Source organism: Lacticaseibacillus sp. YLM2-1, from assembly GCF_056583465.1.
In genome coordinates, this window is the sequence record NZ_CM152617.1 from 1,993,671 (window position 1) to 2,019,686 (window position 26,016).

General features: G+C 43.6%; 24 protein-coding genes and 2 pseudogenes. 4 read left to right on the top strand and 22 right to left on the bottom strand.

Going from position 1 to position 26,016, the window contains the following annotated elements:
- Nucleotides 1-185: 185 nt before the first annotated feature.
- Nucleotides 186-797, top strand: a complete 612-nt coding sequence (locus AC07KQ_RS09675) for a hypothetical protein (RefSeq protein ID WP_016382142.1) — start codon at nucleotides 186-188, stop codon at nucleotides 795-797.
- 108 nt (nucleotides 798-905) lie between these two features.
- Here AC07KQ_RS09675 and AC07KQ_RS09680 read toward each other — a convergent pair whose 3' ends face one another.
- The 15 genes from AC07KQ_RS09680 to AC07KQ_RS09750 all read right to left on the bottom strand — a co-directional run bounded on the left by AC07KQ_RS09680 (nucleotide 906) and on the right by AC07KQ_RS09750 (nucleotide 17,467).
- The gene (locus tag AC07KQ_RS09680; RefSeq protein WP_003585148.1) at nucleotides 906-3,602 is read right to left on the bottom strand and encodes a L,D-transpeptidase; all 2,697 of its coding nucleotides are present in this window, start codon (nucleotides 3,600-3,602) and stop codon (nucleotides 906-908) included.
- A gap of 79 nt (nucleotides 3,603-3,681) precedes the next feature.
- On the bottom strand, nucleotides 3,682-4,317 hold the full coding sequence (locus AC07KQ_RS09685; protein ID WP_480156549.1) for a glycosyltransferase family protein: 636 nt from the start codon (nucleotides 4,315-4,317) through the stop codon (nucleotides 3,682-3,684).
- 8 nt (nucleotides 4,318-4,325) lie between these two features.
- The gene (locus AC07KQ_RS09690; protein ID WP_003574021.1) at nucleotides 4,326-5,246 is read right to left on the bottom strand and encodes an IS30 family transposase; all 921 of its coding nucleotides are present in this window, start codon (nucleotides 5,244-5,246) and stop codon (nucleotides 4,326-4,328) included.
- A 105-nt stretch (nucleotides 5,247-5,351) separates the two neighbouring features.
- On the bottom strand, nucleotides 5,352-6,263 hold the full coding sequence (locus tag AC07KQ_RS09695) for a glycosyltransferase family protein (RefSeq protein WP_019890547.1): 912 nt from the start codon (nucleotides 6,261-6,263) through the stop codon (nucleotides 5,352-5,354).
- A 148-nt stretch (nucleotides 6,264-6,411) separates the two neighbouring features.
- Nucleotides 6,412-7,458, bottom strand: coding sequence for an acyltransferase family protein (locus tag AC07KQ_RS09700; protein WP_019890545.1), 1,047 nt, complete (start codon nucleotides 7,456-7,458; stop codon nucleotides 6,412-6,414).
- Nucleotides 7,448-9,034, bottom strand: a complete 1,587-nt coding sequence (locus AC07KQ_RS09705) for a glycosyltransferase family protein (RefSeq protein ID WP_019890543.1) — start codon at nucleotides 9,032-9,034, stop codon at nucleotides 7,448-7,450. The genes AC07KQ_RS09700 and AC07KQ_RS09705 overlap by 11 nt, the downstream gene beginning before the upstream one ends.
- A 340-nt stretch (nucleotides 9,035-9,374) precedes the next feature.
- Nucleotides 9,375-10,580 (bottom strand): serine hydrolase domain-containing protein, encoded by a 1,206-nt coding sequence (locus AC07KQ_RS09710; RefSeq protein WP_016382161.1) that lies wholly within the window; start codon nucleotides 10,578-10,580, stop codon nucleotides 9,375-9,377.
- Between the two features lie 186 nt (nucleotides 10,581-10,766).
- A complete protein-coding gene (locus AC07KQ_RS09715; RefSeq protein ID WP_172618962.1) occupies nucleotides 10,767-11,726 on the bottom strand; it encodes an NAD-dependent epimerase/dehydratase family protein in 960 nt (319 codons plus the stop codon).
- A gap of 125 nt (nucleotides 11,727-11,851) precedes the next feature.
- Nucleotides 11,852-12,514 carry an amino acid ABC transporter permease gene (locus AC07KQ_RS09720; RefSeq protein ID WP_003575766.1) on the bottom strand — a complete coding sequence of 221 codons (663 nt, stop codon included), beginning with the start codon at nucleotides 12,512-12,514 and terminating at the stop codon, nucleotides 11,852-11,854.
- A 15-nt stretch (nucleotides 12,515-12,529) separates the two neighbouring features.
- Entirely contained in the window at nucleotides 12,530-13,174 is a 645-nt protein-coding gene (locus tag AC07KQ_RS09725) for an amino acid ABC transporter permease (protein ID WP_003580078.1), read from the bottom strand.
- A gap of 1 nt (nucleotide 13,175) precedes the next feature.
- On the bottom strand, nucleotides 13,176-14,000 hold the full coding sequence (locus AC07KQ_RS09730) for a glutamate ABC transporter substrate-binding protein (RefSeq protein WP_003585179.1): 825 nt from the start codon (nucleotides 13,998-14,000) through the stop codon (nucleotides 13,176-13,178).
- Between the two features lie 127 nt (nucleotides 14,001-14,127).
- Nucleotides 14,128-14,865, bottom strand: coding sequence for an amino acid ABC transporter ATP-binding protein (locus tag AC07KQ_RS09735; RefSeq protein ID WP_003566570.1), 738 nt, complete (start codon nucleotides 14,863-14,865; stop codon nucleotides 14,128-14,130).
- Between the two features lie 416 nt (nucleotides 14,866-15,281).
- A complete protein-coding gene (locus AC07KQ_RS09740) occupies nucleotides 15,282-16,268 on the bottom strand; it encodes a DUF6681 family protein (RefSeq protein ID WP_003580083.1) in 987 nt (328 codons plus the stop codon).
- 20 nt (nucleotides 16,269-16,288) lie between these two features.
- Nucleotides 16,289-16,729 (bottom strand): hypothetical protein, encoded by a 441-nt coding sequence (locus AC07KQ_RS09745; RefSeq protein WP_003580085.1) that lies wholly within the window; start codon nucleotides 16,727-16,729, stop codon nucleotides 16,289-16,291.
- A 291-nt stretch (nucleotides 16,730-17,020) separates the two neighbouring features.
- Entirely contained in the window at nucleotides 17,021-17,467 is a 447-nt protein-coding gene (locus AC07KQ_RS09750) for a Fur family transcriptional regulator (RefSeq protein ID WP_003566577.1), read from the bottom strand.
- A 108-nt stretch (nucleotides 17,468-17,575) separates the two neighbouring features.
- Between AC07KQ_RS09750 and AC07KQ_RS09755 the strand changes: the two genes are divergently transcribed.
- Nucleotides 17,576-17,689: a putative metal homeostasis protein gene (locus AC07KQ_RS09755; RefSeq protein WP_003566579.1), complete on the top strand. Its 114-nt coding sequence runs from the start codon at nucleotides 17,576-17,578 to the stop codon at nucleotides 17,687-17,689.
- 69 nt (nucleotides 17,690-17,758) lie between these two features.
- Here the strand turns inward: AC07KQ_RS09755 and AC07KQ_RS09760 are convergent, their stop codons facing one another.
- The 5 genes and pseudogenes from AC07KQ_RS09760 to AC07KQ_RS09780 all read right to left on the bottom strand — a co-directional run.
- On the bottom strand, nucleotides 17,759-18,361 hold the full coding sequence (locus AC07KQ_RS09760) for a nucleoside/nucleotide kinase family protein (protein WP_003585182.1): 603 nt from the start codon (nucleotides 18,359-18,361) through the stop codon (nucleotides 17,759-17,761).
- Nucleotides 18,362-18,477: 116 nt separating this feature from the next.
- Nucleotides 18,478-18,885: a GNAT family N-acetyltransferase gene (locus AC07KQ_RS09765; protein WP_003580091.1), complete on the bottom strand. Its 408-nt coding sequence runs from the start codon at nucleotides 18,883-18,885 to the stop codon at nucleotides 18,478-18,480.
- Nucleotides 18,886-18,991: 106 nt separating this feature from the next.
- A complete protein-coding gene (locus AC07KQ_RS09770) occupies nucleotides 18,992-20,206 on the bottom strand; it encodes a C40 family peptidase (protein ID WP_480156550.1) in 1,215 nt (404 codons plus the stop codon).
- A 306-nt stretch (nucleotides 20,207-20,512) separates the two neighbouring features.
- Entirely contained in the window at nucleotides 20,513-21,787 is a 1,275-nt protein-coding gene (gene tyrS, locus AC07KQ_RS09775; protein WP_003570829.1) for a tyrosine--tRNA ligase, read from the bottom strand.
- Between the two features lie 533 nt (nucleotides 21,788-22,320).
- A pseudogene (locus tag AC07KQ_RS09780) lies at nucleotides 22,321-22,998 on the bottom strand (cation diffusion facilitator family transporter); the annotation flags it as partial.
- Between the two features lie 111 nt (nucleotides 22,999-23,109).
- On the opposite strand from AC07KQ_RS09780, the gene AC07KQ_RS09785 reads away from it, so the two are divergent.
- On the top strand, nucleotides 23,110-24,030 hold the full coding sequence (locus AC07KQ_RS09785) for an IS30 family transposase (RefSeq protein ID WP_003574021.1): 921 nt from the start codon (nucleotides 23,110-23,112) through the stop codon (nucleotides 24,028-24,030).
- 19 nt (nucleotides 24,031-24,049) lie between these two features.
- On the opposite strand, the pseudogene AC07KQ_RS09790 reads toward AC07KQ_RS09785, so the two are convergent.
- A pseudogene (locus tag AC07KQ_RS09790) lies at nucleotides 24,050-24,319 on the bottom strand (cation efflux transmembrane domain-containing protein); the annotation flags it as partial.
- 174 nt (nucleotides 24,320-24,493) lie between these two features.
- Nucleotides 24,494-24,829: an ArsR/SmtB family transcription factor gene (locus AC07KQ_RS09795; RefSeq protein ID WP_003566600.1), complete on the bottom strand. Its 336-nt coding sequence runs from the start codon at nucleotides 24,827-24,829 to the stop codon at nucleotides 24,494-24,496.
- A gap of 174 nt (nucleotides 24,830-25,003) precedes the next feature.
- On the opposite strand from AC07KQ_RS09795, the gene AC07KQ_RS09800 reads away from it, so the two are divergent.
- A complete protein-coding gene (locus tag AC07KQ_RS09800; RefSeq protein ID WP_003580097.1) occupies nucleotides 25,004-25,933 on the top strand; it encodes an FAD:protein FMN transferase in 930 nt (309 codons plus the stop codon).
- Nucleotides 25,934-26,016 lie beyond the last annotated feature (83 nt).

Genomic DNA, 26,016 nt, shown 5'->3' on the forward strand with positions numbered 1-26,016 from the left:
AGTGATACAAACTTGTAACAACTCTTGCGACTATGAATTTTCCTTAGAAAAGTTCAAAATAATCCTGTAGAACAAAATCTAAGATTCTTTAAAGTTTAGACTTCTATGAAATTTTTTGTATAAACTGAAACGACACGTTTTTTATGGCATAATGTTAATAGATTTAGCCTATTAGGGGGATATTTATGAAAAAAAGATATTGGATCATCGCCGTCTTAGTTGTCGCTATTGCAGGATTGGGTGGCTGGTGGTGGCATGTCGCAGCATCAACAAATAACGTTCCCACTTCGCAGGTACAGAAGGATTCAAGCTCTAAAACGAAGACTACGAAATCCAAGCGTTCTTCTTCTAAACGTGCGAGTTCGCAGTCTATAGTTAGCTCATCAAAGTCGTCAACGAACACCGTCAGTGCTGAAAGTAATTCTAAGTCGAGCGCTTCGGATGCTTCAAGCTCAACCACAGGTCAAACGTCGAGTTATAAGCCTAAGACAGTGGATGTTAGCAATTCACAAATTGCAATGATGGTTTACGCAGCCCGTGGGGGTTCCGAAATGCTTCAAGAACCAAGCACCATCGTTTATGGGAAAGACTCTGAGGGTAAGCTATACATTTCCCGTCATAATGGTGAGTCAAAAATGACTTTCACTATAGAAGGCAACAACGTTAAAGTATTCAGTTTTGCACAGTCTAACATCGAGCAAAATTATACGGTTGACGCACTGGTCCAAAAATTTTACCAAACACCAAGTGAAAAGCAACTTGTTGATAACGCTGTAGCAGGCGCAACAGTTCAGTAAACCGCTCTAAATTTAATGTTTACTATATTTTTTACAACTCGACCATTAAAAAGAGGACTCGTTATTTGAGTCCTCTTTTAGTGTTCATTTATGACAACCACTTTTATGTTAATAGATGTAAACTGGCGTTCCCACTTTAATATGAGCATTAATCCACTGCGCATCAGGAATTGTCAAACGAACGCATCCATGTGACCCGGGTTGTTTGCCAAGCATTTTGGCTTGAGAAACAATGTAATTGCCGTTCGCATCCGTTGGCACAGAGTGGAACAGGTACACGCCATGGTCTAGAAAACTAGTCCAGTAACGGGCCCCCATTCCTTCATTGGCATTATAAAAACTATACCCGCGTTCGGTTTGAATCGCAAAATGTCCACGTGGTGTTGAATTATCGATACCCGTCGAGGCATACATAGTATATAGGTTTGTTGAGCCATTCTTTATATAAACTCTTTGCTTGGCAATATCGACTTCAATGCTTAAATTAGGATACATATTAACATCTGGATACGGTTTAGATTGAGAAGGCTTCGTCCAATCATAATAGTCCATATAAGGTGTTGTTGCCCAAGAAGCAAGATATCCTAACCAACGATTCCCGTCGTACAGGGAGTAGTAAGTGGTCCCATTAACATGACTATACTTGCCGCTGACCTGATAAACACCGCCATACAACGATGACGTATCACGGGTCATATTAAAGAAAGAACTATACAGTGCTGCGTTTGAAGCTGTAATGAGCACGTTGGCGTTATAGTTCATCCAAACCCCTTGTGCTTCTTTACTCTCGCTTCCAAGTGCTGAATTGAGATAACCCATCCAGTTGCCGTTGCCGTCATAAAGTGAATAATAAGTTGCACCATTATAGTGCTTATATTCGCCCATGATCCGGAAGGTTCTTTGATAATTTGCCGTGGTCGTCCGCCCACCTGCAAAACTATCCAAGTTCGTGTAAATCATTTGACCACTTTGGGTGGTTGTCAAATAACCATCGTGTGGCAACCATAGTCCAGCTGCACTTGATGTCGTTTTCACTTGACTAGCATCCACATAGCCCAACCATTTGCCACGAACGTCATAGATCGAATAATAAACAACGCCACCGAAGGCATGATATTGACCCGAAATATTAACCGTTTGGTTAACCAATCCAGCACCTGAAGTAGCGACTTTTTGTTGATTAAAGTCCGCATAGGCATTCACGTTTGCCGCTGTAAAGGTCGTATAAGCATTAGCAGGCAACCATGCCCCGCCATCAGAAACCCCAGCTGTGATTGATTGTTGATTGATATAACCACGCCAGTTTCCATCCTTGTCATACAGGGACAAATAGGTCAGACCGTTTAGATTATGGTACTTACCGGTTGACTTGAAGGTCTGCAACATAACATCTGTTGCCGCTTGCTTCTTAGTCCAATTAAAGTCTGAGTACAAGGTGGCTCGGTTATCAGTAACCGTCACATAACGGTCATCTGCCTGCCAAGTGCCTTCAGGGTTGGCAATCGTCACATTTTGAACAGCCGCACTATTTACATAGCCAAGCCAATGACCGAATAGGTCAAAGACTGAATAATAAACAGCTCCATTGACATGATGGTATTGGCCAACCTTCTTAAAGTACTGCTGATAGTAATGGTCTGTACTACCCGTGGCGTCAAACTTAAAGCTATTGTAGATCGCATAGTTCTTATCCACGACCTTAGCATAACCAGAAGCTGCTGCCCAAGCGCCTTCGGCACTATTGACCGTTTCGAAACCTGAACCGGCCATATAGCCGAGCCAGTTGTTATGACTGTCATAGAGTGAATAGTAAACTTGACCATCAAGATGATGATAGGCCCCAGAAATAAAGTACGTATTGTCTAAGACGTCATCACTTTTCTTAATGACCTGCTTAGTATCAAGATTGCCATAAACATCTTGGCCAGGTTTAGTTAAACTAGCATAGCCACTAGCGTTGGTCCAAACACCACCAGCACCTGCCGCAACTTTGATCGACGCTTGATTCATGTAACCCTGCAACGTCTGATTGGCATCATACAAGGCCAAATAAGTAACGCCATCTTTTTGATACTTAGCTTGCGATTTAAAGGTCCGCTGGTAAACAGCTGCGCCTTCCTGCTTCTTGGTACCATTTAAATCTGCATATAACACCGCATTTTTGTCAGTTACGGAAACATAACGATTATCCGTAACCGGTGCAGGTGTAGCTGCCGCACTAGCCGCCTCATTTTTAGCCGGTGCAGCTTCTGGCTTGCTTTGACTGCTACTAGAGGCCGCCGCCGAAGAACTGCTTGATGAAGCAGCTGCACTCGAGGCCGCAGAACTTGGGTTCTGCGCAGAAGCATTGCTTGCCTGATTCGAAGCATCACTTTCAGCACTTGGTGCAGCCGCTTTAGGTGCTGGCACCACAATCTTGGTTTCATTGTACAAGATAACCTGTTCACGATGACTCGTGGACAAATCCTGATCTGCAACGCGCTTAGCAACTGTCAACCACGCTTCTTGTTGATCTGAAGGAACCCCGTCTTTCATCTTCAGGATATCCTGTGTCGGTGTCGCATCAGAGCGATCAATCAACTTTTCAAGATCATCGTCAGACAACGTGTCCGCCTTGCGATCGGTTGCTGCTGCCTGTTCTTGTTGCGAAGTAGCGCTACTCTGTACTGATTCGTTCACTGCAGGCGTTTTATCAGTGTTGTCAGAAGCATGAACGGTTGTAACCCCTGATAAAGCAACCGCCGCCAACAATGTCAATAACGGTGAAACGACCTGTCGTGTCCGAATAATTTTAGCTTTTCTCATTTTTTCCCCTCCCCAATTTGAAAACATCAGTTATTATAGCATCAATGGTTCATCATTTCACAAGGCCATCAACGATTAATTAATTTTCGATGTTTTTTTCAGTGTTGACATACCATCCCCAAGCGGATAAGGGTATTAGCGTTGGCAAATATTGAATAAGATACCTGGAGCGGCCACCTTCAAATAAGAGCAAGTATAAGAAAGCCCCCAGCATGCTAAGAATTAAGATGCTAACCCACTTGTCTTTCACCGGATTCACCTTCACCAAACTCAACAAAATACCTACCAATGCTAACAGCCAAACAACCTGATAATAAAAGCTCATATCAACCTGATGCCTGCCCCCAATTAAATAGACACTTCGAATGCGATCTTGAAGTGACCCTTTTGTTCGATTAAAAGGTGGTTGCGGGATGCCTTCCTGCCCCCAAGAAAAATCACCTCTGTCGGTATTCCTTATCTGCTTGCCAGCCAAAAACTGAAGATAAGAAACAAATCCCAAAGTATTTAATCGCTTCGAAATTTGTTGTGAAGAATATTGAGCCATTTTTTTAGTCGTCACAAAATCCAAGGTTGTGTGCCTAATAGGTGAATTATACCCACCATTGCCGGTCATCCCAATCAAGACAAAATGCTGCCAAGGTAAAGCTCTATTTTTTACTACTCGTACGGGAGAATGTGTTTCCACAAATTTATTAGCAACCCTAGATTGCAATAATAAAGTTACCACCTAGAAAGAGGCTTGCTCACTGCTTGAACTGGGGTTTGCCAACGGAGACATTTTCTAGGTTTGTTATTGATAAGCGCTGTGGCTTGTTGAATATCGGTCTCTGAAACCTGATCAAACTGTGTTCCCTTCGGGAAATAGTAGCGAAGTTCTCGATTGAACCGTTCATTTGTGCCCCGTTCATTCGGGTGATAGGCGTGGCAAAAGTAAACCGGTATCCGATAGCGCTTTGTAAGCGCCTGATCGCAGGAAAACTCTTTACCGTGATCAACCGTCACTGATCGAACCGGACCCGGAAAGTCCACCATCAGTCTTGCAAATCCCTTGAGAACAGCATTTTGTGATAAGTTTTCAAGCTTAGTTGTCGCCATTAAACGTGTCACCCGATCGACAATGGTCAAAACAGCAGCCTTTGACCCGCGACCACCGCGAACTGTATCCATCTCTAAATGTCCTTTTTCGGTTCGCCGATTAGCTGACTCACTGCGAATCTCAATTGAGGTGCCTACTGCTTGGTTATAGCGCGACCGAAGGTCTTGTCTTCTTTTATGACGTTTACCGTGATCAAAGAGTTGGCTTGGCTGAAAATCGACTTGTCTTTGATAAATCCAGTGGTAAATCGTGTGTGGCGCACAGTGAACGGCATAACCGACCATTTCAGGGGACCAACCTAGGTTTAGCTTCTCAGTTACCATCCGCTTCAACTTAGGCGTTAAAATCGAGTGCCGACCACAACGATGCCGACAAGTATCGGCATGATCCTGAGCTATAATGGCGCAGTAATCACCTTCAGGGCAACGGTGAAGCTCATGCCTAATAGAAATACGAGAGCGGCCTAAGGTCGCGGCGATGTATTGAATCGTGTGGTGTTGCATCAGTTCTATCTGAGATCGTTCAATTAAGGTTATAATGGCCATGGGACCTGTCCTTCTCTCTAGATGGTATGTTATGCAAACACCATTTTAGCAAGAACGGACAGGTCTTTTTTCACATTTTCTGGGTGGTAACTTTAATTATGCAATCTAGGCAACATATTGCCCTCCAACAAAACTTAACATTACCACTAGCACAACAATTAAATTTAACGTCTTCCGAGATTTATGCTTATTGAGCAATTCTCGCGTTATATCATCAAGTGTCCAAGCAATCAGCAAAACAATCCCCGATGGCTTTGTCTCATAAACGACCACAAAAAGAAAACCAATTAAGATTGCAAAAAGAAGTTTCAAATAGACATGAGTCGCTGTTTCCAAACCGGCAAAGCATAGCAAGGCGAGTGAAATAGGCACCAAAACTGCGATATCTGAATATGGTGTTTGAATATAAGGTGTTAGCATAAAAAGGAAAAAGAAAAGTAGATAGGCATTAAGTGCTACTCTCCTGTTGAAAACTTTATATGTGAAGAGGACGATGCAAATTATCGAAAAATCCAATTCGATCGCAGTCAATATTTGAAAAAAAAGCCAAGTGGTGGCTAAAGAGGTTCCTTGGGACAAAAAGAGCTGATAAAGACTATGGTGAATAGATATCAAGAATAAGTTATTCGGGTTAATGGACACATACTCTATTCCACTTCTAGGATGTATAACAGCGTTCATGACATCCCCGACATCCCAACCAATCGGGGTTTGGGTATTTAGCAATATTAAAACTTGAAGAGCAACAATCATGATCATCGAAGTACAAACTACAATACCAATATGCTTAAGCAGTATCTTATAAACATTGGAAAAAAAGGCTTTAGATTTGTTACGAAAAAGGCACATAGTCACGACAATAACAGTAGTTAAAACAATAATTATACTAAATAACCAATGCGAAACAAGCGTAAAATCGAATTGCTGTACACGAATCGCCCCAAAAAGAGTCAAAAAGAAAAGTGGAAATACTAGTATTTTTATGAAATCATGGTAGCCATCAAAAAGTTTTTGCACCGTTTACGCCCCATTAAAAACGACCAAAATTTATATTCTGTCAAAAAGTCCTGAAATAATATACCAAACCATCTGTCAATACAAAGAGCTGGAAACTACTTTGCATCTGCAAAAGATGATCATCTTGAACACTCCGTTCTTGATAGCTCTAATGGCTTAATCTTAACCATTTGAAAAACGGAACTTTTTCTAAACGTAAAATTAGAAGCGTAAGCAACCAACTCACGAAAACAGTCACAAACCAAACTAATAACGACTCACGAAAACGTTGAACTGGCATACCCGCGGTCATTAACAGATACTTCAAAACAACCGCAAATGACGCGTGAAAACAATATGCGATCGTACTAAATGCACGAAGATGCCAACTTCCAGGAACAGACCAATGAGTCGAAAGAATCCAGCCGAAAAAGAAAGTACAGAGGGGGATGAGCATAAAAAAACAATCTGTGTACAGAGAAGACGCTGCTTTGTACGTGCCATATTCTTCAAAATAAAGCAAAACGAGAAACAATCCCACAAAATATTTTGATCGTTTATTAACCAGTGCTTTTAGGTCGCCATCTGCAAATAGCTTGCCTATCATTAACCACAGCAGACCAACAATAAAGCTTAAATAAGGCGAGTATCCGAAAAAGTGATTTTGAGTCCAGCTCCAAAGCAACTTTCCGACCACTGTCTGTCCATAATTTGTTAGTAAAACACAATAAACATTTAATGCCAGAGTAATAGTACACAGTAACCATTTGTTTATAAACTTGCTTAATAAATATATGATTGGAATACCAATGATCAAACCCATGATGTACCAAGAGGCAATAAACGTTGAACCAAGAAAGAAATTACTAATAATGGTTAGAATTCCTTGAGTAAGACCATGCTGAAAGTATTTTCGTACCTCGACTGTAACCGGAAACGTAATAACAAACCAAATACCATAAAGTTGTAAATATCTTATGATATTCCGCTTCAAAAATGGTAGCTGCTCTGTTGCTGGTATTTTGTCCATTTTTTTAAAGAAGAAGTAACCGCTAAACAAGAAGAAAACCGGTACCGCCGTTCGGACCAAAGGTAATAGCATTAATCCAATTTTTGTGCTACTACTCAACAAGAGTGTGTGAATTGCAATAACAAAAAGGGCCATAATGCTTTTAACTAGATCAAAACCTTCGTTGTATGCATTTTTATTCTTCAAGACTGCTCTCCCTTTCAATCATTGGCTTAGAGGATGTCTGCTGCCCTAAAGATTTTCCGATCATTATTAAGGCAATCGGGAATATTCCGATTGCATATCTGGGGTTCACCTCCCAAAGTAACAGGAATGCAAAATATCCACTCAGAAAGATCGAACCAAATAACAATACCGGCTCTTTCTTATTCCAACTCTTTATAAGCGCCATTATAACACCAAGATAAAGTATGAGCTGACTGACTGTCATTATAAGGTATATCACTAAACCACTAACACCCTCTGAAAATATCTTGTTGGTTCGTTCTTGATTATGTGTTCCTCTTATCAGACTAAATGATGTTTTGAGATCACCCGATCCCCAAGCTACTGAGACTTTATTGTTCAAGGCGTCGCATAATTGGACTGGGGTCATAGCTAACAACCGCTGCTTATAAACTGCAATTTGTTTTTGAGTAATTGCTGATTTTGAAAGGTGACGATTATAAAAAAGATTCCAGGAATAATCCTGATCTTTTGCTGCATATGTACCAACAGACCAATTTGCAGCCTCTCGAGCGCTAAGGTTATCAGGGATTGGCGTATTGCTTAATCCCATCATGACATAATGCGTATTGGGTTGCCCATAATTTGCATCAACGTAGACGCCTGAATAATTGATTGCTTGAGTCCATCCAAAGTTTCCTAATAATAATACAAGTATTGGAATAAATCCTGTCAGCTTTTTAATACGGTGATTATACACAAAAATGAATATCGAAAGTGCGATGATTAATACTAAACTCGTTCCTTTGCTGAGAAATGCGAAAAACGAAGATAAACTGATTAGACCAAGCCAAAAAAATTGGAGTTTTCCATGAGTCACTAAGTAGCGCGCAAAGCAATAAACGGTCAGGGAGGTAAAAAAGAAAGCCAAAATATCCGTGTAAGCAATAGCCGCATGAAATGTTACTTGAATTGAAATTAGAAGCAGTTGAATTATTATCAAGGAAATCCAGTTGTCAAGTTTCAGAGCACGCATTGTGCAAAACAAAAGAACGATTGATAATACATAGATGGCAAGAAATGTAATGACTATTCCCCCAAAACCATTTCCTAGAAAAAGGTTAACCATCTTATAGGTAAGAGCCAAAAACAAGTTTTGAGGATTCGCGTATAAATAGTGCATTAGCCAAGAAGGGTGCGTCCATGGATCTATAACCGTATAGTGTGTAACCCAGTTATAAACAACTTGCGCATCATCTACTGTTTTATAGTACCCAATGTATTTCAAAAAAATTAGTATGCCCCCGCTGTAAAGAATCATTTCTAAAAGCAGCAGCACCCATGCAGTTTTATCCGACAAATCTTTCTTATTCTTGACAAGCCTTGTAAACTGACGAATACCCAAAAGTACCATTAACGCTATTAAAGCAGCAACAAAATTGAGGATTATGGTGTGCAACACTGAATGACTCATCCGAAATGGTGAATAAATCGCACCCATCCTTGGCATTAATAAAAAAGTAAAGATAACCCACGTAAAGCAAAAAACGACGATACTACTAAAAAAACGCCGTAGGAAGATTTTAGAATTTCGCATGAAAACTCCTTCCATTTCTCTATACCGGATCATAGATTTCAAGCTTAAAAGACATCTTACGTGATTCTGTCTATATATGGGACATAAATATGGAATCTAACTTTTTGAAGAAGGAAAAAAAGACCTCCTAGTTTACTGACAAGTTATACCAGAACAACAGATCAATCATCTTTTCAAACCTGTAATTGACCTTCAAAAATTAAAAAAAGTCGCAATGTGCTTTACAATTTATATGGTGTGAAGACCACTTATTACGCGTACTATTCAACCATCACCGACCAAAATTCATATATTTTCAATTTCAACTTTGCGAAGGCTCTTCAAAGTCCATATCGTGACATTAGTTTGTTTTCATAATCGTTTCCAAAAATGGCTGCGCGTAGTTGTGTAATACCATGCCTTGTAAAATGTTATTGCTCATCAAGACAACCGCATTCTTACCACTGTTGTCAATTGCTGTTGTTGCCGCTTGGGCACCGACAACTCCTTGACTCATCGTGTACGTGTCGTAGTTATAAACTCCAGCAGTATATTGTCCATCACCACGATCACGTAATTTAGCAAGATTAGATTTTTTAAAAACCTGGCCTTGATCAATACCGTTTAACATTTTAAACAGATCCCCAGTTGTCGCATAAATGTTGCCTGTTCCAAGTTCTCGATTATACCCAACTTCGGATTGTGTATAGGGATTTGTGTAGACAGCCTTTTCACCAGAGCCAGTATAACTAATCGCCCTATTTGGTTCTTTCAACAGTCCCGGCATGAAGCCAGTATTATACAATCCAATTTTATTAATGATTTCCTTTTGAACAAGCTCATTGTACGATTTTCCAGAAACTTTTTCGATGACGCCGGCCAAAAGGGCAAAATTAACAGGTTGATAAGAGTACTCTTGGGGATAATACTGCATATTTTCGATGGACCACCGCACAATCCCGTCATCAGACAACACTTGATTCTGCAAAGTGGAAAGTCGAAAGCCACTTCGCATATCAAGCATCATTCTCAACGTCACTTGATTTCCTGTACGAATACCAGAAAGATATTTTCCAACGGGATCTGATAGCTTCACCTTGCCCTGTTCAACCAGTTTCATTAACAGGGCCGCCGTCAGCCCTTTCTGGATTGAGCCAATTTGAAATAGTGTTTGTGGCCCATTCTTTCTTCCTTGATTAGCATCTGCATAACCAAATCCTTTATTTAAAATAATCTGGCCATTTTTAATAATAAGAGCGGACCCCACAAAGCCCTTATTCTCTAACTGCTGCTCAAAGGTTTTACCCTCAGTCGTTGATACTTCCTTTTGATAAGCAGTGTCTTGTGAATTATCTTTTTTGGCGGCATTTTTGTAACGCTGCGCTTGCGCCCGTTGAACAACAAGTTCCGCCTCATACTTTTGACGTATTTTTTCTACTTCTTGTTGTTTTCGTGGAACGATTTCAAAATGATAATAGGCAAAGCTGCACAAACCACCGATAAGAATACCAATGAGCATCGCGAGAAGAAATTTGAATCTAAAGTTACGAGCCTGATGTTTTGCCATGAACAAATCTCCAAAGTTATCAATTATAGTGGCCAAATACAACTGTTAAAGTAAATTTATTGATGATGCATACCGGTCTGTAAATTAAGGAAATTAAAATACCTACAGTGACATAAAAACATCTCTGAAAGCTGTCATCAATCAGAGATGTTGAAAAACCCCTTACATATCACCAGCAATTAATAATTAAGCCTTATCTTGAACAGACGCAACATATTTCGCTAAGCCTTCACTTAATGACGTATGTTGCATAAAATCAAAGTGATCGATCTTACTTGCATCTGCATATGAGTCTCGAATATCACCAAGACGAGGAGCCTTATGAGTTGCGTCTAGTTTTTTGCCGGTCAAATTTTCTAGCGCGGCAGCCACCTGATTTAATGTTGTTTGCTGGCCATTGGCAACGTTAAACACATCATCACGAGCATCTGGCGTCTCCACTAAACCGCGAATTGCCCTGACAACATCGCCAACATAGATAAAGTCGCGTGTTTGTTCGCCGTCGCCGAAAAAAGTGAATGGCTTACCATCTTTAAGAGAATCCATCATGATTGACAAAACACCACTGTATGGTGATTTTGGATTTTGTTTAGGGCCATAAACATTGAAGAAACGCGTGCAAACAACAGGCATGTTGTATAGACGACCATAATTAAGGACTTCACGTTCTGTTGCAAACTTATCAACTGCATATTGAGTTAATGGTTTAACCGCCATTGTTTCTTTCTTCGGTAGCTCTGGTGAGTCACCATAAACAGCTGCAGAACTTGCAAAATATAGTTTCTTAAATGGGATCTTATTGACACGCAGCGTTTCTAGCATACTTAGATTAGCTTCTTGATTAACCTGATGCGTCTCATAAGGTCGCTCAACGGAATCAGCAACACTAGCAATCGCCGCCAATAAGACAATATAATCAAAGTGCTCATCGATCAACAACTTTGACATAAAATCATGATCGGTAATGCTGTGCTCAAAGAAAGTCACCCGATCAGATTTTGGGATATTTCGTTTTAACCCCATTGATAAATCATCCACAATAACAACTTTATTAGATGGATCCGTTAGCAAAAGTTCGGTTAAGTTAGCTCCAATAAAACCGGCTCCGCCAGTCACTAAGTAGCTGCTCAAAGTAGTAGCCTCCATTACTTCAATTTAAACACATCAACATCATATCACAGCTAAAACATACAACCACGTCATTAGCCGTTTGTTCACAAAATACTAAAAAACGCCGCCACGTGTGCGACGTTTAAAAGTCTAACATAAACCTAATTCGACTGCACGAGCCGCCGATCCAACCAACGACTTGCCAGTGACAAGGCATAGTTGACCACGAAGTACATCACTGCCAGCGCCACAAACATCGGAATCATATAGTTGATATTCTGCCCATAAATAATTTGCGCGTGGTAGGTTGCTTCTGGCAAGAGAATGATGGTGGCCAGCGATGTGTCCTTGACCAGCGAGATAAACTGGCTGACGATTGGCGGAATCATTTTCTTCAAAGCTTGTGGCATGATGATGTAGCGCATGGCTTGATAGAACGTGAGCCCATTGCTGCGAGCGGCTTCCATCTGGCCACGCGGCACCGCGTTAATGCCGGACCGGACGATTTCGGCGAGCATGGCCGATTCGAAAATGCTCATGGCGATAATCGCCGCAGCGACAACATTCAAGCGAATGCCAATGTCAGGTAAGGCAAAATAAGTGAAGAACAAAATCAGCAGTAATGGCAGATTTCGAATCAAATCAATCACAAAACCTACAATTGCTGAAAAATATTTAATTTTCACGTAACGTGCTAGGCCAAGAATCACGCCCAGAATAAAGCTAAAAAATATCGAGACAATCGAAACTTCCAGTGTCACCCCTAGTCCTTGAAGCAGGTAACGCAGGTTAATCCATGAATACGCGTCAATAAAATTATGCATAAGCCCTGCTCCTTTCTAGGCGGTGACCCATTTTTTCTCAAGATATCGCATCAGATAACTTAGTGGCATCGTCAACACGAGGTAGAATACCCCAACGATCAGGTACGTATCGAAGGTGGAAAACGTCGTGGCGGCGATCAGTTTGCCTTGGTACATCAGGTCAAACCCAGCAACAAAAGCGAGGACAGAACTGTTCTTGACCAAGTTGATGAACTGATTGCCCAATGGCGGAATAACCATTTTAAAAGCCTGCGGGAAAATAATCTGGATCATCGCTTGATTGTACGTCATACCAATGCTACGAGCGCCTTCCATTTGCCCGCCTGGCACAGCTTCGATGCCGGCACGCACCGTTTCTGCGATGAATGCACTGGTGTAAATCAGCAAACCAATCGTCCCAGCCGTAAAACCGTCAATTTTAACGATGAACTGCGGTACGATCACGTAAAAAGCCAATGTAATAACTAGCAGCGGGATATTCCGCACTATTTCAACGTAAATGCGCCCGATCACCCGCAAACTCTTGAATGGCGAAATTTCTAGGAGTGCGAACAAGGTACCAACAATTAAACTGCCAATCAAGCCGAGAATGCTGGAAGCCAGTGTGTAACCGACACCGGACATAAAGGTTCCCCAGTTATTGGTGAGAATTGACCACATGCTATTCCACCTCCTTGAGACTGAAGCCTGGCACGTCGCCAAACCACTTCTTAATTAACTTGGCATAGGTGCCGTTTTGCTTAAGTTGCTTAATCGCCTTATTGACAGCCCGCACAAATGGTTTTTGACCCTTGTTGATCGCAATCCCATAAGGCTCCTTCGTAAAGGTACCGCCTGTGACGATATAATTTGGATCTTGTTCGGACATCCCATAAAGAATGCCATTGTCAGTCGTGAGTGCATCGCCTTGCCCTGACTTCAGCGCAGTAAAAGCCTGCGCATAATCAGACAACTGCAAAACGGTGGTATCTGGTGCGGCCTTTTTAACGTTGTCAACGGAATTGGAGCCTTGCACCCCGATGACCTTTGTCCCCTTCTTCAAGTCTTTGACGGACTTAATCGGGCTGCCTTTTTTAACCAAAATACTTTGGCCAGCGTTGAAGTAAACATCGGAAAAATCCAAAATCTTTTGACGTTCTGGCGTAATTGTCATCGTTGCAATCACCGCATCGACGTTGCCGCCTTTGATCATCGGCACCCGAGTATCACTGGTGACCTGGACCAGTTGGGCCTTGCCTTTGCTACCAAGGATCTGCTTCGTGATTGCCTTAGCCATATCGACATCAAAACCTTCAATTTTACCGGTTTTGATATCCATCAGTCCAAACAAACGGGTGTCAGCTTTAACACCCCAGACAATCGTATTTGTCGTCTTGGCAGTTGTTAAAATATCGCGATCGGCGACACTTTTGCCGCAACTACTTAGTGGCATCATTAACAACACTAAGAGCAACGGCAGGAGCATGCGTTTCCACAATTTTGCCATTCAACTTCCTCCTCTTTAAACGCGATCGCTGGCGTAGAAATCTGCGCATAAGGAACTTGATCGTAGTGGCCAAGGCCATCACTTTCAAGGCCGTTTATACGCCATTTTCACCGCCCAGCTCACGCCCTTAGTGGTTAATAATTTTACTGAGAAATTCCTTGGCCCGTGGTTCTTGAGGATCATCAAAGAATTGATCGACATTGGCCGAGTCAACCAGAATCTGGCCGTCATCCATAAAGACAATCCGATTACCGACGTGACGAGCAAAGCCCATTTCGTGAGTGACAACCACCATGGTCATCCCCTGTTCGGCAATTTTCTGCATCACATCCAGCACATCGCCGATCATTTCCGGATCCAGTGCACTGGTCGGTTCGTCAAACAAAATAGCTTTAGGTTTCATCGCCAAACTGCGGGCGATAGCTACCCGCTGTTGCTGTCCACCAGAAAGCTCACCTGGGAAACTGTCGGCTTTATTTTCGAGGCCAACCATTTTCAACAGATCATGCGCTTCCTGCTCAACTTCTTGCTTATTTCGTTTCAGAACCAAATCTGGTCCTAAGGTCACGTTTTGCAACACATTCTTATTGGCATACAGGTTAAAATGCTGGAAAACCATCCCCACATTTTTGCGAATGCGGTTCATATCGGTTTTCTTGTCAGCTAGGTCAAAATCATTCACGATTAGTTGTCCAGATGTGATCCGCTCCAGCCCATTGATGCAACGAAGTAAGGTACTTTTGCCGGATCCAGACGGCCCAATGATGGTGACAACTTCACCACGATCAACTGTGAGATTGATATTCTTTAAAGCATGAAATTTACCAAAGTACTTATTAACGTCATGAAATTCGATCATTGACATGTTCGAGGACCTCCTTGGGTTCACTGATGCTTATCATGGATTTTACAGAGAAACTTAATAATGCGCAAATATTTCTTATTCATTATGACAACCTTTTTGCTTTGAAGAGCTTCTCATCGCCTTTATTTGGGACTTCTGAGCGTTCTATGAAGTTTTAAAAGGTCTTGTGATCACTGGTATCTAAAACCGCTCAGACGTCAGTAGCTACCCTTCTATGACAAATGAATCAGTCCTAAAACGTTATGATTGCCTTGCTACCATTCAAAAGGACAGTTATCTTGATTGCCCGCCGCTGGTTAATCACCGAACGCACACTCAAAAAAATCAGGCCAACGTCACTTTTGCGTTTCTAGAAAAGTAACGTCGTCCTGACTGTAGCCTTTTTTCAATTGATGGCACAACTATTTCATAACAGTTTATTCATCGTGGCGATGCCGTCTGCTTTCGCGAGTCGGCAAGGGCTTGGATGCAGCCTGCGAGGTTGACGGGGCTGGCTCATTGGTCATCTTAGCAGTTTCGCGTTGGCTTTCGCGCGTTGTGTGTTGTGAATCCAAAGGCTCCGCCTCATGCTCAGGCTGCCGATCACCAGTAGTTGCCTTGTCCTGATACGCCAACTGCACGGTTAAACTGTAAGGTTGCGCTTCCTTGCGTAAGCCGCTTCGACCCAGCAGCTTCTGTTCACCACCGATCAAAAAGACATTGGCAACCACAAGATGATAGTCACGCTGCGCCGCTTTGACCGGCAACAAACCAACCCGATCAACGGTGGCCAGTGGCTTGGCCATTAAGGCATTCAAGCCGCCCGTGATGACAAGCTTACTGTCTAGGTGCTGTAGATCAAAGAATGGCAACGGGAACGGTGCGCCAATCGCCAGAACCGGTTGTTGCGTCTCCTGCGCCACACGACCAACGGCTTTGTCATCTAGTCCTTGATAATTCAAACTCAGCACACCTTGTTTAACGAGGCTATCGACAAGCGTATCCAAATTGGCTTGCTGTTCCTCCGTCATGGTGACATCGGCCGTCAGCAATTGATCTTGTGAAAAAACGCCTTGGGCCGGTGCTGCACCCAATTGTGTGCGCAATTCATTTTCGACAGCGGTTTTTTTGGCAGCGTTACTGCCAAGCCATTTTTCAACCTTGGGTGAAATGTCAAACTTCGTTGTCTTATTTGTAAAATAATATAAGAAGTTCAAGCCAATAAAATACAAAAAGACAACAAATGCAAGCATAAACAGTGCGCCGCGAATGCGAAAGTCCGGATAGCGCAGGTTTTGAATCGCCACATATAGTAAATAGAAGTTGGCAATGAGTGCCACCCACGTGAAGGCTTTCCCCTTGGGTTTGTCGGCAACGTTAAAATAGCCCAACACGCGGTTGATTATATCAATAACAGTTAACATGATCTCATCCTTTCCGCGAGTTACTGACCACCAGAGCCGGTTGTGTCTGTTTCTTGACTATTTTGATTATTATTCTGCTCACTAGGCGTTGTTGCGCTTGTTGAGGCAGAAGCAGACGGGGTTGACGTTGTGTCTGAGCTGCTTGGTTCCTGCGTTGAAGCAGCCGAACTCACGGTGCTGTTATCATCATTTTGATCTTGATTGCTAGTTTCAGCCTGCGATTGGCTAGCCTCTGGTTGCCGCGACGCCGAAGCTTGACTCGGTGCAACATGTGACGACGCGGACTGACCAGCACGCGAGGCAGATTCTGATTTTATTTTTGATACCAATTCACTTTGCTCAGTCGCCGATTTTGGTTGGTTCACCGGATTAATCGTGTTCACAATGTTATATGCACTGATCAAAACAATGAGTGACACAATCGCAGTCGGTGGTAATAATGGCGGGGTACGATAAGCCATGAAGCCAGCTCCTTTCATCCATCGTTTAATTGTACCTCAATAACTAGATGATACCATTTAAGTTCTTGCTAAGATGACAAGGTTGCCATTTCCGGGGTCTTTAAATGGTGGTCATGTCTGGCCTGATAACACGCTCCCATTCAAAGATGGAAGAAGCCGACAACGTACACCTAAACGTCTTCCACCTCAACTCATTCGGGGCGCATTCCGCTGACGCCGTGTCTTCAAAGCGCTGCCGCCTGCGTTCATAAAAAAAGCACATACATCAACATGTACATGCTCGCCTGTCGCTTAGGCATTTTTAAGGCGGTCTGCATGTTGCTGGCATTCCGCACACAGCCCATAAAGTTCAAAATTATGACTTTGAATTTTTGCACCCGGCACTTGTTTCTCGAAGTAATTGAGTGGACACATTTTCAACTCGATCACTTTCCCGCAATTTGTACAAATAAAGTGGTGGTGATGCGGATGCTGGAAATCACACTGTAATTTCACAACAATCTGATCATCTTGCATCCGGCTTTCAACAATGCCCATCTCAATAAATGATTTGACATTTCGATAAATAGTATCGTGAGAGACTCCCGGAAATTGGGTACGCATATAACGATCCAGTATCGTCACCGCCGTGTAGCGATGCTGATTCCTGCCGAGATAATCAACCATCGATTCACGCTGCTTGGTCACGCGATAACCGTGCTGTTTCAATTCTTCTAATGCAATCGTTGTGTTATCCATGCGAACTCCTTTAGCTTGACACTTTGATTAATGGCGTGTAGACTATTAAATCGTATTGATTACGATTAATCAATCATTAGTGTACCACGCAAAACAGGAGGAAGCAATATGGCAGAAAAAACTGACTACGCATCCGCAGCACGGCGGTTGAAGAGTAAAAACCCGAAAACCCGTTCACGGGCAAAACGCGTGATTAAAGCCGTTAAGAAACCAGTCAAGTAATTTTATCGCATTATTCAAACAGAATGTAGCAAGGCGCGAGCCACGGTGATGATCACCGGTGCTCGCGCCTTATTTTTGTTCTAAATCGATGCGGGCAAGGCCGCAACTTTTCAAAGCCAAGGTTTTCATAAATTGATCCACTTGCTCGCGCGCCTCATCCCAACTGTCATTTTTGATCACAGTGGCAAACGGCTTTAGTTCGTCTGGCAAGGTTAAATCGCGTTTATATTCCGGACTTTTCAACCGCGCAGCAACCATGGCAGGATCATCACCACGGCTCAACAACCGATCTTTTAATACCGTTGGGTTATCAATTGTTAAAAATAAGACCACGACCTCCTTTGGCAACTCACGCACATAGGTAATGGCACCTTTTGTGTCTAGAACAATACTAAGGAAGGGATGCTTGGTCCAGTTTTTTTCAAGCGATTCATGGGAGGAACCGTACTCATAACCAGCATAAGTGACTTTTTCGATAAAATGTTTGGTCGCAAAACTCGCCGGTGTTTCGAAATAGTAATCGACCCCATTCTTTTCCCCTGTGCGCGCCGGACGGGTGGTGTGCGTCATCACGCGGTGGATGCGATAATTATCGCGAAGATAACCACTCACCGTCGTTTTGCCAGTCCCTGTTGCCCCAGTGATCACAATCAACTTATGCGCAGCTTTCATGATCAGCCTCCTCTTAAATGATTGCCTCGATTGTACCAAATCAGCGCGGATTCGTCAGCTTGAAAACAGGTTGATTGATTCGGTTTATCAATAACGCTGTTGCCAACTAAGAATGGCTAATGCTGATCATGATAAAAAGCAATCACGCCCATTTGTTGACTCTCCACAAACCCAGCGGCTTTATAAAAGCTTCGCGTTTTCGGATCATCGTCCGTCAATAAAACCCGCTGCCGCACTTCAGGGAACCGCGCCAGCAAAGCTTCTATTAATTGTTTGCCGATACCTCGACGCTGATATTCTGGCAAAACCAACAGATCCTGAATAAAAAGAATGGTTTCGCCGTCACCGACTGCCCGGATTAAGCCAACTAACTGTTTGCCCTCATAGGCACTTAACACCGTCAATGAATGGGTCAGTGCCCGTTCAAGTCGCGCAGGATCGCGAGTATACATGCTCCAACCGACACTTTTATAAAGTGCCAAAACCTCGGGCATAGTTGGTTTTTGATCAGTAATTGTCACCATGGCGTGTGTCCTCCTTTATAAAAGAATGCTTTGCTTAGAGTAGAAAAAAAGATCGATCACGCTTGATCGACCTTTCAAATGCTATTGCAGGATGTGAACGATATTTTTACAGACGACGACCAAAGCTTGGTGCGAAGTATGCCATGCTCTGAATTGTAACGTTTTGACCAGGAGCTGGTGCGTGCAGATATTGGCCACCGCCAATGTAAATACCAACGTGGTAAGCACTACCAACGCCGCCCCAGAAGACCAAGTCACCGGCCTTTAAGTCAGAAACGGAAACGTATGAGCCAAGCGTACTTTGAGCTTGCGAAGTCCGTGGCAAGCTGATCCCAGCTTCTTTAGCTGCATAGTAGATCAAACCTGAGCAGTCAAAGCCTGATGGTGAAGTGCCGCCATAAACGTACGGAACACCGATATACTTAGCAGCGTTGCTAGCAATACTGCCACCGGAAACTGAAACTGAGCTATTGTTTGAAGCAGGTGCCTGTGAAGCGCTGGCGCTTGAAGAAGCACTGGTGGTGCTGGTATTGGTGCTGGTGTTAACACTACTTGAAGCTGCACTGCTTGAGGCGGTGCTGGTTGAAGAAGCAGATGGTGTTGCGGCAACAGCAGCGGTTGCTGCGGCAGCTTTAGCAGCATCTTCGCTGGCGGCCAACTGAGCCAACTTATCTTTGTTAGCTTCAAGTGTTTGCTGTAAATCGGATGCAGATTTTTCAGCATCACTCTTTAAGCTTTCGATTTTAGCCTTGTCGCTTTCCAACTGGCTCTTTGTCGCAACAAGTGTTTCTTGCTTGGCTTCTTGTTCAGTTTGCAGGGTCTTAACTTTGGCCTGTGAATCCTTAACCGCCTGCAATGCTTCTGCACTGGCTTGGCTAAGTTTGTTGACCGTCAGTGAACGACCAACAAGATCTGTAAGGCTGTTTGAATTCAAAACAAAGTCAAAATAGATATTGCCTGTAACTGAATTACCAACCTGCTTTTGCAATGAAATCAATTGTTCCTTCAGATTGTCTTTACGCTTGCCGACTTCGACTTGCGCCTTAACAATTTGTTGGTTGTAAGAGGCAATTTTAGCCTGACTAGCACTAATTTTTTCTTCAGCATTCTTAATGTCTAATGCTTTGTTAGAAACATCATTGCTCAACTTCGCGGTTTTTTCATTTGCCGTTTGGATTTGCTTGATCAAGGCATCATTCTTGGCAGTCAAACTAGACTTATCGTCATCAGCTTTAACTGTTGTGGCAGCCACCCCTGAAACCCCAACCCCAGCCAATGTTGCAACTGTGATAAAGCCTGTAACTAATTGCTTTAATTTCATCTTTATCGTCACTCCTGCTTTCGTTTTGTTCACAACTGCTACATTAACACTGGACTGTTACAGTCTCGTTACAGCATGTTTACTATCAGAATACTTTCTTCAACATATTGTCATGGTTTGATATAAGGAAGTTCATAAAGATTTTTTATTTCAGTAATTTTCAAGAGGAAAAAGAGCGTCGAACGCACAAAAAAAGACCAGTGATAAACGTTTGTTTTATCACTGGCCTAAATCGCTAGTCGTCATTTTTATTAACAGTTATTGTTTAATAGTCAATTGGCTATACCAATCATGCGACTTACGGGGTTACTTTGCCGCCTTGATATCGACTAAAAAGTACCGCTTTTTACCACGCCGAACGATGACATATTGGCCATCAAAATGAGTGCTCGGATCAACCTCGAAATCGAGCTCCCGCTGACGTGTACCGTTGATCGTGATCGCACCATTTTGAATGTCTTCGCGGGCTTGACGGCGGCTTGGTTCGATTTTGGTAGTGTCGACTAACCAAGTCACAATGTTTTCTGCAGTTTCTGGTGCCTCAACTGTTGGAAACTGCTTGAATCCCTGCTTGATATCATCAGCACTCAGCTCAGCGACATCACCGGAAAAAAGGGCAGCACTGATGTTTTCGGCCTGATCAACCGCTTTTTGACCGTGGACAAACTTTGTCACCGCACGCGCCAATTCACGCTGTGCTTCACGTTTTTCCGGGTGTGTTTTCGTTGCTTCAACCAATTCGGCAATAGCATCGCGCGACAAGAACGTGAAGAACTTGAGGAACTTCTCGACATCGGCATCATCCTGATTGAACCAGAACTGATAGAACTCGTAAGGTGACGTCTTCTCCGGATCAAGCCAAACGGCGCCGCCAGCAGACTTACCGAACTTGGTACCGTCAGCCTTCAACATCAATGGATTGGTTAGACCATAAGCACGGGCTTCTGGTCCCTCGATGCGATGAATCAAATCGATCCCAGCCGTAATATTGCCCCACTGATCGGCCCCGCCAATTTGCAATTGAACATCTTCGTGTTTGAACAAGTGCAGGAAATCGACCGACTGCAGAATCTGATACGTGAATTCCGTGTACGAGATGCCGTTTTCCAAACGACTGGCGACGACTTCTTTATTTAGCATACTGTTAACGGAAAAAAGCTTGCCATAATCCCGCAGAAAATCAAGCATGGATAATTTCGATAACCAATCATAATTATCGACAATCCGAAAATCATCGGTTCCGAATAGGTTCTCCATTTGGGCGGTCAATTTCTTTTTATTTGCAGCAATCGTGTCCATGGTTTGCAAGACCCGCTCGGAATTACGCCCGGATGGATCGCCAATCGAGCCAGTGCCCCCACCAATGACAATCACGGGACGATGGCCCAGAAGTTGAAACCGTTTGAGAATCATGAACGGAATCAAATGGCCAACATGTAGTGAATCACCAGTCGGATCGGTGCCACAGTAGACACTGACTGCTTTTTCCTCGGTCAGTTTCCGCAGACCATCTTCATCGGTTAATTGATTCAACGCCCCACGCCACTTTAATTCGTCTAAAATTTTGCCTCTGTCTGTCATGTTACTTGTTCCTCCCTAAACACATTTGCTGGCACAGCAACCGCTGTATAAGCGCCTTGGGGCTATTATGGCCAAAAGGCGCTTACATTTAACTTTTAAGCACGCCAGTTCACGCTCTTGACTAAAATTTGTCTTTGCCAGAATTTACCGCTACCTGTGAGCTGAGATGCAGGATGGCAACGTCTAGATCGTTGGTCAAGGTCATTCACAATGGCATAAAAAAAGCCCCTGATCTTCAACGATCAGGGACGATTTTCACCGCGGTACCACCCACATTATGCTTTGCATCACTCTAATGGATATCGGCATGACCCGTTAACCAGGCTTTCATTGAGGTGTAATTCGTGATCAAAGGCGGAACGGTTTGCAGCAACCACCGTTTTTCTTAGACCTGCCTAGGACCACTACTGCGGCTCATCTGGTGACTTTATGGTTTAGATCTTAACACATGTAGGCGAACGGTTCTATTCTTTTTAGACATTCTTCCGGAGTTCGCGCTAATGACGCAGCACTTCTGAAGTGCGTCTAACTTTTCACTTTTGCGGGTCTTGTGGTGCTTCTTTTGGATCTCGATCGGCTGGATAGGCTTTGACGTCAGCGTCTAGAATATCGTATTCATCCATGAGCCTGCGTTCGACGCGCTCTCCTAGATCATAGGAATCGGCTACGGTCATATTGGGATTGACACGAATACCGATGGTTAGCAAGACAGCATCGCCTGCATATCGTGCTTCAATACTTTGAACGCCTTTGACACCTGGGACTGCACTGATGGTTTGGCGGTAGGCAGCAATTTTTTTGGTGTCGAATCCATCTGTTAATTCAAAAATGGACTCTCGCAGGATAGTCCAAGCCGCATATAAAATCAAACAACCAACGGCCACCGCTGCGCCACCATCCAGCCAAAGCCAGCCAGCTTTGGCACCTAAGATGGCGAGTAACGTGCCACCGCTGGTCACAGCGTCGGCAAAGCTGTCCTTGGCCGCCGCTCGCAAAACACTGCTGTCCAATTGCTTCGCCCTAATATGGTTAATCAGTGAAACGGTGCCCATTGCCAATCCTGCCGCTAAGCTAACATAAACCGCAAGTTCTCCGGGAACCTGCAGCTTACCTTGATACCAAGCTTGCAGACCGTGATAGCCGTCAATGACAACATCTAGACCGACGACGAGCATGATTAAGCCAGAAAAGAGTGTTGCGATGGTTTGAAAGCCTAGATTGCATAATTAAAGTTACCACCCAGAAAATGTGAAAAAAGACCTGTCCGTTCTTGCTAAAATGGTGTTTGCATAACATACCATCTAGAGAGAAGGACAGGTCCCATGGCCATTATAACCTTAATTGAACGATCTCAGATAGAACTGATGCAACACCACACGATTCAATACATCGCCGCGACCTTAGGCCGCTCTCGTATTTCTATTAGGCATGAGCTTCACCGTTGCCCTGAAGGTGATTACTGCGCCATTATAGCTCAGGATCATGCCGATACTTGTCGGCATCGTTGTGGTCGGCACTCGATTTTAACGCCTAAGTTGAAGCGGATGGTAACTGAGAAGCTAAACCTAGGTTGGTCCCCTGAAATGGTCGGTTATGCCGTTCACTGTGCGCCACACACGATTTACCACTGGATTTATCAAAGACAAGTCGATTTTCAGCCAAGCCAACTCTTTGATCACGGTAAACGTCATAAAAGAAGACAAGACCTTCGGTCGCGCTATAACCAAGCAGTAGGCACCTCAATTGAGATTCGCAGTGAGTCAGCTAATCGGCGAACCGAAAAAGGACATTTAGAGATGGATACAGTTCGCGGTGGTCGCGGGTCAAAGGCTGCTGTTTTGACCATTGTCGATCGGGTGACACGTTTAATGGCGACAACTAAGCTTGAAAACTTATCACAAAATGCTGTTCTCAAGGGATTTGCAAGACTGATGGTGGACTTTCCGGGTCCGGTTCGATCAGTGACGGTTGATCACGGTAAAGAGTTTTCCTGCGATCAGGCGCTTACAAAGCGCTATCGGATACCGGTTTACTTTTGCCACGCCTATCACCCGAATGAACGGGGCACAAATGAACGGTTCAATCGAGAACTTCGCTACTATTTCCCGAAGGGAACACAGTTTGATCAGGTTTCAGAGACCGATATTCAACAAGCCACAGCGCTTATCAATAACAAACCTAGAAAATGTCTCCGTTGGCAAACCCCAGTTCAAGCAGTGAGCAAGCCTCTTTCTAGGTGGTAACTTTATTATTGCAATCTAGGAAGCGCCAGTGGCCAAATCGGTGTTCACTGTCAGGCCGTTGTTGGGAAATCTGCAAACCCCAAAGTAAAATCAACGCAGAGGCCACACCAGTCAGGTTATTCAACCCATCCGCAGCCAATGCCCGAGAATGAGCTAACTGCGCGATCCACAATTCTGCCACGGTCAACCCGCCATATACAATCAGATTCAGTGCAGCAGCATGCTGGGCACTTTTCAGGCGGGCAAACCGGCGTTGTTCATCTTTTAAAATATTTCGACCAGCATCCATGCGACATCCTCCTGAATAAATTAATTTGTTTATTAAAGGCTATTATAATTCAAATAACGCACCGGTGACTGGTTATAACTTTACAAAATGATAGCGAGAGCGCTTTCTTACAAAATTTTTCATAACAATAAAAAAAGCCCAGCAATAGCCGGGTTTTATCAAGCATCGTTCATATCAGCCGTTTTCGTTTTGCCGCTTCAAAGCGCTTGTCAATCGTTCCAATCGAGCAATGGTGTCATCTAAGGTCAGATAATAATAAACCATATTGCCTTCGCGACGTGAGCCAACCATGCCAATGTCTTTGAGATGCTTCAGATGGTGCGAGGTCGCTGGCTGTGACAAACCGATAGCATCAGCCAAGTCGTTGACTTTTAAGCCTGTATCATTGTCTGCCGTTCCCAAAATCATAATCAATTTTTGTCGACTTGAATTCGATAACGCATTGAGATGTCCAATATCTTGCTTAAACTCTTTTAAAGCCTCTTGTTGCGCAGAGCTATATGCCGCCATTATGATGGCCTCCTTATAAACGCGTTTACGATTGCGGAAACTTGCGTCTTTAGAACACGGTATGCATCAAATTTCACTCATAACGAATATTACCTGAAATCGTAACGATTGCAACCAATATGCAAACCGTTCATACTGAATGCATGTCAATCGATTATTTTTGGAGGTGCCAATATGACCACGACGACCACTTTTCATGGTTTGGGTGCGGATAACACGCTTACCGTTTATGCAGATGGTGCTAATGAACTATTGAATCAAAGCATCAGCATGATCAATGCTTATGCCCATTTATTATCGCTGTATGATGAAGCATCCCTGCTGACTTTGATCAACAAGCAGGCCGGCAAAGAACCTGTTCACATTCCGGTTCGCCCTGTGTTCAATCTGATTGCTCAAGCGATCGCCTGGAGCAAACGCGGATTAGGTTACAACGCCTTAATCGGCCCGATCGTCAAACTTTGGCGCATCGGTTTCGATGATGCCCATGTTCCGACTGCCGAAGAAGTCACTGCCGCGCTTGCTTTGACTGATCCCGATCTTGTCGAGCTTGATTCAGAAAATCAAACTGTTTTTCTGACCAAACCCGGCATGGCCCTTGATCTTGGCGGTATCGCCAAAGGTTTCATTGTCGATCAAGTCTATGATCTTTGGGACAAAACCGGCGTTGAAGGTGGGCTGATTGACTTAGGTGGTAATCAGCGGCTCGTCGGTAATGCAGCCAGCGGTGTACCGTTATGGCAGTGGCCAATCACTGACCCGCGGACACCGGGAAAACGCAGTATCGCCACCTTGACAACCACCCCTAAAGCCGTCGTGACGACTGGTATTTATGAGCGGCACTCAGAGATCAACGGCAAAGAATATCACCATTTGCTTGATCCCAACACAGGCTATCCCGTCGAATCAGACATGGCCAGCATTACCGTCGTGGCCGATAGTGGCCTGATCGGTGATGTGTTATCCTCCATTGGATTCTATGCTGGTATCCCTGCCGGTTACGATGCCGTTGAAGCCGAGGGTGAGGAAGCCATCTTCGTTACTAAAGATACCCGCGTTTACCAAACCAGCGGCCTGCGCGAAACCTTGGCCGTCACCATGTAAACCTTAGCCACCGTTGTCTTCAGACATAATAGTTTGGGACATCACTCATAATCATCAAAAAGGCAAACAAATTCCACTGTAAA

Coding starts and splice junctions, on each gene's coding strand:
- AC07KQ_RS09675 (WP_016382142.1), top strand. CDS start 186: ATGAAAAAAAGATATTGGATCATCGCCGTCTTAGTTGTCGCTATTGCA.
- AC07KQ_RS09680 (WP_003585148.1), bottom strand. CDS start 3,602: ATGAGAAAAGCTAAAATTATTCGGACACGACAGGTCGTTTCACCGTTA.
- AC07KQ_RS09690 (WP_003574021.1), bottom strand. CDS start 5,246: ATGGCCATTATAACCTTAATTGAACGATCTCAGATAGAACTGATGCAA.
- AC07KQ_RS09705 (WP_019890543.1), bottom strand. CDS start 9,034: ATGCGAAATTCTAAAATCTTCCTACGGCGTTTTTTTAGTAGTATCGTC.
- AC07KQ_RS09710 (WP_016382161.1), bottom strand. CDS start 10,580: ATGGCAAAACATCAGGCTCGTAACTTTAGATTCAAATTTCTTCTCGCG.
- AC07KQ_RS09715 (WP_172618962.1), bottom strand. CDS start 11,726: ATGGAGGCTACTACTTTGAGCAGCTACTTAGTGACTGGCGGAGCCGGT.
- AC07KQ_RS09720 (WP_003575766.1), bottom strand. CDS start 12,514: ATGCATAATTTTATTGACGCGTATTCATGGATTAACCTGCGTTACCTG.
- AC07KQ_RS09725 (WP_003580078.1), bottom strand. CDS start 13,174: ATGTGGTCAATTCTCACCAATAACTGGGGAACCTTTATGTCCGGTGTC.
- AC07KQ_RS09730 (WP_003585179.1), bottom strand. CDS start 14,000: ATGGCAAAATTGTGGAAACGCATGCTCCTGCCGTTGCTCTTAGTGTTG.
- AC07KQ_RS09735 (WP_003566570.1), bottom strand. CDS start 14,865: ATGTCAATGATCGAATTTCATGACGTTAATAAGTACTTTGGTAAATTT.
- AC07KQ_RS09740 (WP_003580083.1), bottom strand. CDS start 16,268: ATGTTAACTGTTATTGATATAATCAACCGCGTGTTGGGCTATTTTAAC.
- AC07KQ_RS09745 (WP_003580085.1), bottom strand. CDS start 16,729: ATGGCTTATCGTACCCCGCCATTATTACCACCGACTGCGATTGTGTCA.
- AC07KQ_RS09750 (WP_003566577.1), bottom strand. CDS start 17,467: ATGGATAACACAACGATTGCATTAGAAGAATTGAAACAGCACGGTTAT.
- AC07KQ_RS09755 (WP_003566579.1), top strand. CDS start 17,576: ATGGCAGAAAAAACTGACTACGCATCCGCAGCACGGCGGTTGAAGAGT.
- AC07KQ_RS09760 (WP_003585182.1), bottom strand. CDS start 18,361: ATGAAAGCTGCGCATAAGTTGATTGTGATCACTGGGGCAACAGGGACT.
- AC07KQ_RS09765 (WP_003580091.1), bottom strand. CDS start 18,885: ATGGTGACAATTACTGATCAAAAACCAACTATGCCCGAGGTTTTGGCA.
- AC07KQ_RS09770 (WP_480156550.1), bottom strand. CDS start 20,206: ATGAAATTAAAGCAATTAGTTACAGGCTTTATCACAGTTGCAACATTG.
- tyrS (WP_003570829.1), bottom strand. CDS start 21,787: ATGACAGACAGAGGCAAAATTTTAGACGAATTAAAGTGGCGTGGGGCG.
- AC07KQ_RS09785 (WP_003574021.1), top strand. CDS start 23,110: ATGGCCATTATAACCTTAATTGAACGATCTCAGATAGAACTGATGCAA.
- AC07KQ_RS09795 (WP_003566600.1), bottom strand. CDS start 24,829: ATGGCGGCATATAGCTCTGCGCAACAAGAGGCTTTAAAAGAGTTTAAG.
- AC07KQ_RS09800 (WP_003580097.1), top strand. CDS start 25,004: ATGACCACGACGACCACTTTTCATGGTTTGGGTGCGGATAACACGCTT.